This is a genomic window from Cellulomonas sp. P5_C6 (assembly GCF_054049635.1).
This window is the reverse complement of record NZ_JBFULZ010000215.1, coordinates 1-6669: the sequence shown is the minus strand read 5'-3', so window position 1 is coordinate 6669 and position 6669 is coordinate 1. Positions and strand designations below refer to the sequence as shown.

Annotated in this window: 6 protein-coding genes and 1 pseudogene; 4 read left to right on the top strand and 3 right to left on the bottom strand. The window is 72.5% G+C overall.

Annotated features, from left to right (window positions below; genetic code table 11):
* A pseudogene (locus tag ACXJKG_RS18195) lies at positions 1–96 on the bottom strand (peptide-methionine (R)-S-oxide reductase MsrB); the annotation flags it as partial.
* A gap of 175 nt (positions 97–271) precedes the next feature.
* Here ACXJKG_RS18195 and ACXJKG_RS18190 point away from each other — a divergent pair.
* The 4 genes from ACXJKG_RS18190 (at position 272) to ACXJKG_RS18175 (ending at position 4102) form a co-directional block, all read left to right on the top strand.
* Positions 272–2383 carry a putative bifunctional diguanylate cyclase/phosphodiesterase gene (locus tag ACXJKG_RS18190; RefSeq protein WP_456847151.1) on the top strand — a complete coding sequence of 704 codons (2112 nt, stop codon included), beginning with the start codon at positions 272–274 and terminating at the stop codon, positions 2381–2383.
* A 79-nt stretch (positions 2384–2462) separates the two neighbouring features.
* On the top strand, positions 2463–3167 hold the full coding sequence (locus ACXJKG_RS18185) for a TasA family protein (RefSeq protein ID WP_456847150.1): 705 nt from the start codon (positions 2463–2465) through the stop codon (positions 3165–3167).
* 4 nt (positions 3168–3171) lie between these two features.
* Complete coding sequence (locus ACXJKG_RS18180) at positions 3172–3903, top strand: signal peptidase I (RefSeq protein ID WP_456847149.1); 732 nt, start codon at positions 3172–3174, stop codon at positions 3901–3903.
* The gene (locus ACXJKG_RS18175; RefSeq protein ID WP_456847148.1) at positions 3884–4102 is read left to right on the top strand and encodes a hypothetical protein; all 219 of its coding nucleotides are present in this window, start codon (positions 3884–3886) and stop codon (positions 4100–4102) included. Before ACXJKG_RS18180 ends, ACXJKG_RS18175 begins: the two co-directional genes overlap by 20 nt.
* Positions 4103–4127: 25 nt before the next feature.
* Here the strand turns inward: ACXJKG_RS18175 and ACXJKG_RS18170 are convergent, their stop codons facing one another.
* Positions 4128–5531, bottom strand: coding sequence for an FAD-binding oxidoreductase (locus tag ACXJKG_RS18170; RefSeq protein WP_456847147.1), 1404 nt, complete (start codon positions 5529–5531; stop codon positions 4128–4130).
* A 106-nt stretch (positions 5532–5637) separates the two neighbouring features.
* Positions 5638–6669: sensor histidine kinase (locus ACXJKG_RS18165; RefSeq protein ID WP_456847146.1), on the bottom strand; the 1032-nt coding region annotated here is incomplete at its 5' end.

Below are 6669 nucleotides of genomic sequence, written 5' to 3'. Positions count from 1 at the left end.
CGCCCGCTCGGTCCCGGCCCGACGCAGGACCGCGAACTCCTGGGGCTGGAGCTCCAGGGCCCACTGCTCGTCGGTCTTGGTCACCTCGTACGTCATCGGATCCTCCAGATTGTTGGCGTCCGGTGCAACCGCGCACGGGCTGGGGACGTTCCCGACGCGCCGGGACGAATCTCTGACCTGGGGTGTCGCTCCTGGGCGGATGTACCGCATACTCTCGCCTCAGCGCGGACCCTCTCCCGACCCGTGCTCGCACCAGCTCGTGAGGTCCCACGTGCCAAGAGCCACCCGCCGTCGCTGGCCGCTGACCCGCTCGTTCGCGGTCATCAGCAGCGTGGCCATGGCCGTGCTCGGACTCGCCCTGGTCTGGGTGACGTGGAGCGTCATGGGGCAGCAGGCCATCAACGACGGCACCGCGACGGCGCAGACCGTGCAGACCTACGCGACGGCCTCCGTGCCGACCGACTCGTTCCTCGCGCCGGACGTGCTCACGCCGGCGCAGTCCGACACCGTGAAGGCTGCCACGGCCGGGTTCGGGGAGCGGCTGGTGGAGCTGCGGCTGTGGGCCCTCGACGGGTCGCTCATCTACAGCTCGGCGGCGGGCACCACGACGGGGTTCCCGGACGGGGCCCGGCTCGACCTGGTGACCACGCAGGGTGGTTCCAACGCGCAGGTCATCACCGACGTCCGCGGCGACGACGCCACGGGCGGCACCGAACGGCAGGTGCTGGACGTCTACGTGCCGGTGCACGCCGAGGACACCTTCGACCCCGACCGCCCGACGAACGGGCAGAAGATCGTCGGCGCAGCCGAGGTCATGCTCGACCACACCGCGGCCAGCACGGCTCTCGCGCGGGCGGTGCGCACGGTGTCGCTGGTGGTCGGCCTCGGTCTGCTGGCCCTGTGGCTCGTGCTCTTCCGGACCGTCTTCACCGCGTCGCGACGGCTGCAGGCCACCGCGCTGGAGAACGCCCGGCTCGCCCTGCTCGACTCGCTGACGGGCCTGCCCAACCGGCGCATGCTCGCCGAGCGGATGCGGCGGACCATCCTCGAGGCGGAGGAGACCGGCTCGCGCGTCGGCCTCATGCTGCTCGACATCGACCGGTTCAAGGACATCAACGACTCGCTCGGCCACGACCGCGGCGACGAGCTGCTGGAGCAGGTGGCGGAGCGGCTGCGCGGCGCGCTGCGCGACGATGACATCGTGGCCCGCCTGGGTGGCGACGAGTTCGCGATCCTGCTGCCCGACGTGCGCTCCGTGGCCAACGCCGAGCGCCTGGCCCGCCGGGTGCGCGGCCTGTTCGTGCCGCCGTTCATGCTGGGCGAGCTGCCCCTGCACGTGGACACGTCCGTGGGCGTCGCGTGCCTGCCGGACCACGCCACCGACCCGTCGTCGCTGATGCGCACCGCGGACGTCGCCATGTACGCCGCCAAGCACCACCGCACGGGTGTCTCGGTCTACTCGGCCGACGAGGACGACTCGTCGCCGGCCCGCCTGGTGCTGCTGGGCGACCTGCACCGCGCGCTGACCCCCGGGCCGGACGCGCCGCGCGAGCTGCGGATGCACTACCAGCCGAAGATCGAGCTGGAGACGGGCCGGACGGTCGGGCTCGAGGCGCTGATGCGCTGGGTCCACCCGACCCGCGGGGTCCTGCCGCCCACCACGTTCATCCCGTTGGCCGAGCAGTCCGGCCTCATCCACGACGTCACGCGCTACGCCCTCACCGAGTGCGTGACGCAGCTGGCGGCCTGGCGCGAGGAGGGCCGGGCCACGCCCGTCGCCGTCAACCTCTCGGCGCACGACGTCACGACGGCCGCCGTGGTCGACCTCATCGAGTCGCTCCTCGAGGAGCACGCCGTGCCGCCCGACCTGCTGGAGGTCGAGATCACCGAGACGGCGCTGGTGGCCGACCCCTCCCGGGTGGTGCCCGTGCTCGAGCGGCTCGGCGCGCTGGGGATCCGGGTGGCCATCGACGACTTCGGCATCGGGAACACGTCGATCTCCCAGCTGCGGGACCTGCCCGTGGACGAGCTGAAGATCGACCGGCTGTTCGTGGCCGACCTCGGCGCGGACGGCCGGGAGGGCTCGGAGGTCGTCGTGCAGGCCATGGTGGACCTGGCCCACTCGTTCGACCTGCGGGTGGTTGCCGAGGGCGTCGAGGACGAGGCCACGGCCGCCATCCTGCGCCGGCTCGGCGTCGACCAGGCCCAGGGATTCCTCTACTCGCAGGCCGTGCCCGCGGCCGACCTGCCGCTGACGCAGTCGGTCCCACGGCCCCGCCGCGGACGTGGCAGCCGGGGCAGCGTCGCGCTCGCCGGCCCGCGCGTGAGCACCCGCCACGTACGCCCGCCACGGACGCCCGGCGCAGAGAACACGAACGGGTGAGTATCGTGCCTTCGGCTCAAGTCGGGCCGCGTGATGTCGATGCAACAGTTTCGACTATCGGCCCAAGGAGGGTTTCCTCATGATGGACGACCTGCTGCAGGAGATGATCGACCCGGCTCCGGTGCACCGCGACGCGCCGCGTCGTCGTCGTCTTTGGACCACGGTCGCGATCGTCGGCCTGGCTGCCATCGGAGCGACGACCCTCACCACGTCCGCCATCTTCACGGACAACGACTCGACGTCGGCCAAGATCGAGACGGGCACGGTCGATCTCCAGATCGGCGCGAGCGCCCCGTTCACGTTCACGCCGCAGAACCTGGCGCCCGGGGACTCCACGTACGTCCCCCTCGAGGTCCAGAGCAACGGCTCCCTCGCGCTGAGGTACGCCATCTACTACAAGGCCGAGACCGCCACGGACTCGGTCCCCGCGCCGGACCTCGACCCGGTCCCGACCACGGGCGACCTGCGCAGCGTGCTGCGACTGAGCGTCTTCGCGCTCCCGTCGGCGCAGTGCACGGCCACGACCTTCCCGACGACCGTTCCGATCGACCCGGTCAGGCTCACACCGCTCGACGGCGTGACGGGGTGGCCCGACACCGCCACGGCCCTGGTCGGTGACAACACGGAGGGCGGCAACGACGGAGACCGCTCGCTGCCCGCCGGCGGCACCGAGTGGCTCTGCTTCAAGGTCGACTTCCCGCGCGACTCGACGAACGAGTTCCAGGACACCGCCGTGACGCTTGACGTGATCTTCAACGCCGAGCAGACAGCCAACAACCCCTGATCCGATGGCCTCCTGGTCGGACGGGCAACGAGACGCCCCCGCCGTCGACCGCCGCGCGCCGCGCGTGCTCGGTCGGCGGCGGTCTCGCGCCCCGAAGCCGACCTGGCGCCGGCTCCTGGGGGTCGCCCTGTGGACCGTCATCGTCGTGTGCGGCGCGGCCTACGCGGTCTCCCTGGCGGTCCCGCTCTGGTTCCAGGTGCACCACCAGCGCCTCCTCATCGTGACGTCTGGCTCGATGGCGCCGAAGTTCGACGCCGGGGACGCCGTGGTCCTGCGGGCCATCTCCGACGAGTCCGACCTCAAGGTGGGCCAGATCATCTCGTTCTGGCCGATGGGCTCGAGCGAGCTGGTCACGCACCGGATCGTCGCGCTGCGCAAGCTCCCGGACCTCCGGCAGGACGAGGCGACGGGCAACATGGTGCCCAAGCTCGACGCCGCCGGGAACGAGATGACCAAGTCCTACGTGATCACGAAGGGCGACGCCAACCAGGACCCCGACGTCAACGCGACGCCGATCACCCGGATCCGCGGGGTGCAGCTGGCTGTGCACAAGGGCTGGGGTTGGGTCCTGCAGTGGGCCGGATCGCCGCAAGGTCGTGCGGTGATGCTCGTCCCGCCGCTCGTCGCGCTCGCTACGCTCGAGCTGCTCGCGATCGGCGACGGACGCCGATCGCGCCGCAGCCGCCCCGCCGACGAGAACCAGGACAGGAGGGTTGATGAGCTCCTCCTCGACTGAGCCCACGGACGACGACATGCCGCGACGCGGGTTCTTCACCGTCGACCGTGCCGGTCTCGTCCGGCTCGGGATCGCCGTCGCCTTCGCGGTGGCCGCACTGCTCAGCCCGCTCGTCGGGTCCACCTCGGCGCAGTTCACGGACAGTGCCGAGATGTCGGTCACGTTCTCCGTCCAGCAGAGCCCGGCCACGACCCCGTAGGGATCACGGCCGAGCGCGGCCGGTGTCAGGACCGCACGCCCCGCGCCGCGAGCAGCACGGCGTCGGGGTCGTAGACCATCGACAGGGTCTGCAGGCGACGCGCCACCTCGGGCGTGAAGACCCGCTCGGCCCACTGCGGTCCCGCGGTGTCGGTGAAGTTGGGCAGCCCGCCCTCCCGCATCCACGGCTCCATCCCCGCGTGCACCCGCGCGGTGTCCCGGGTCACGATCTGCGCGATCTCCGGGATCATCACCCCGAGCGTGAAGAGCGAGAACCCCGCGTCGCGGTGCGCGAAGGCGCTGGGCGTCCCGCGGTCGTCGCGGACCTTGCCGCCCAGCTGACGCACCTCGACCATGGCCTGCGCGCACTGCGCGTCCGGGCCGACCAGCTCGAGCAGCCGGTCGGCGGCGTCGAGGTCGAACGAGTCCAGCAGGCTGTGGTGCTCGTGCAGGGGCATCGGGTCGATCGGGTCGGTGTGCACGTCACCCAGTGCGGCGTACGGCATGACCCGCACGGTGTCGATGAGCGGCGTGGCGAGGCAGCGGATCGCGCGGACCATCTCCTCGCCGACGGCCGGGTCGCCGGTCCAGGCGAACCGCACGGAGACCGAGGTCGTCCCCCGCAGCGGCTCGGGGAAGATCGGCAGGTCGGGCAGGCGCATGACGGCGATCGAGGTGGTCCCCTCCTCCGGCAGCAGCTCGCACCACTGGCTCCACGTCCGGACCACCGCGTCGGCGTCGGCCCCGTCGAACCACAGGGCGCCCGCGTACAGCGACGCCTGCTCGAGCAGGTCGATCTCGACTGCGGTGACGATGCCCAGCGTGCCCTTGCCACCGCGCAGGCCCCAGAACAGGTCCGGGTGGCTGGTGGCGGTGACGCGGCGCGCGACGCCGTCGCCGGTGACGACCTCGAACGCCCGGACGGTGTCCGAGGCGAGGCCGTGGGTGCGGGCGACCGGGCCGAGGCCCCCGCCCGTGAGGTAGCCGACGACGCCCACGTCCGGCGACGACCCGGCCAGGCCGGCGAGCCCGTGCGGCGCACAGGCCTCGAGGACGGCCGCCCACCTCACGCCGGCGCCGATGCGCGCCCAGCGCTCCTCGGCGTGCACGGTCACCTCGTCGAGGGCGACGGTGCTCACCAGGATCGCGTCCTCCATGGTCTCCGTGGCACCGTGGCCGGTGCTCTGGACGGCGACGCGGAGGCCGGCGGTGGCGGCGAGGCGCAGCGTGTGGCTGACGTCGTCCGGGCCCCGCGCGGCGACGACGGCCGCGGGGCGGATCGCCTTGGTGATGTTGCTGGTGCCCGTGAGGGCGGCGTACGCCTCGGTGCCGGGCAGGTGCACCGGGACACCGGAGTCGGCGAGCGCCTGCACGGCCGCTGCGGTGGCGGGACGGTAGTCCGCACCGATCGGCGAGCTGAGGATGGTCATGGTCGAGCCCTTTCCTGTCCGCGCCGTCGTTCGGCGCACGGGCAGAAGGGGACCGGCCGGGGCCGCCTGATACATCCGGAGATGTCCGAAGTGACGGGCGGGTACGTCAGCCCGGCGGGGTGGCGGGCAACGTCATGGTGAACGTCGTGCCCTCGGCCAGCGTGCTCGTGATCTCGAGGCTCCCGCCGTGCGCGTCGATGACGGCCTTCGTGATGGACAGGCCGAGGCCCACGCCGGGGATGGCCCGACGGGTGGCCGACGACGCCCGGAAGAACCGCGTGGTGAGATGCGCGAGCTCGTCGGGCGGGATGCCGATGCCGGTGTCGGCGACCACGATCACGGCGCCGGAGCCAACTCCCTCGCCCTCCGGCGCGACGCCGATCCGGACGGTGCCACCGGACGGCGTGAACTTGATCGCGTTGGAGACCAGGTTGTCGACCGCCTGCGCGAGGCGGACCGGGTCGGCGTCGAGCACGGTCGGCGCCACGGAAGGGACGAGCGTGACGCCCGCCGCCGCGGCCGCGGGGGCCGCCGCGGCGACCGAGGCCCGCACGATGTCGGCGGCGTCGATGCGCTGCGGCGAGATCGCGAAGCGCCCGGCGTCGACCTGCGCGCTGAGCAGCAGGTCCCCGACCAGCCGCAGCTGGCGCCGGGCGTTGCGCTCGATCACCGTGAGGTACTCGCGCTGCTCGTCGGTCAGCGGGTCGGTGCCGTCGGTGAGCAGCTCGAGGTAGCCCAGCACGGAGGTCAGCGGCGTGCGCAGCTCGTGGCTGACCAGGCTGACGAACTCGTCCTGCAGCCGCGCGGCCTCGCGCTCGGAGGTGACGTCGGTGGCGACCACGACGTACCCGATGGTCGCCCCGTCCGCCTCGGTGCGCCGGGTCACGGCCAGCCGGACCGTCATCCGCACGCCGTCGCGCGCGACGTACGTCCAGTCGCGGACCTCGGGCCGCCCAGCCAGCGCGGGGGMCACCAGGGCGTCGACGAGCACCTGCGGGTTGTCGGCGGCCGAGTCGTCGTCGAACAGGAGCGCGCGGCGGGCCTCCAGCTCGTCGCGGTCGTGGAACTCGGTCAGGCGCATCCGGCCCACGACCTCGCCCTGCCCGTAGCCGAGAAGCCTCTCGGCGCCCGCGTTGAA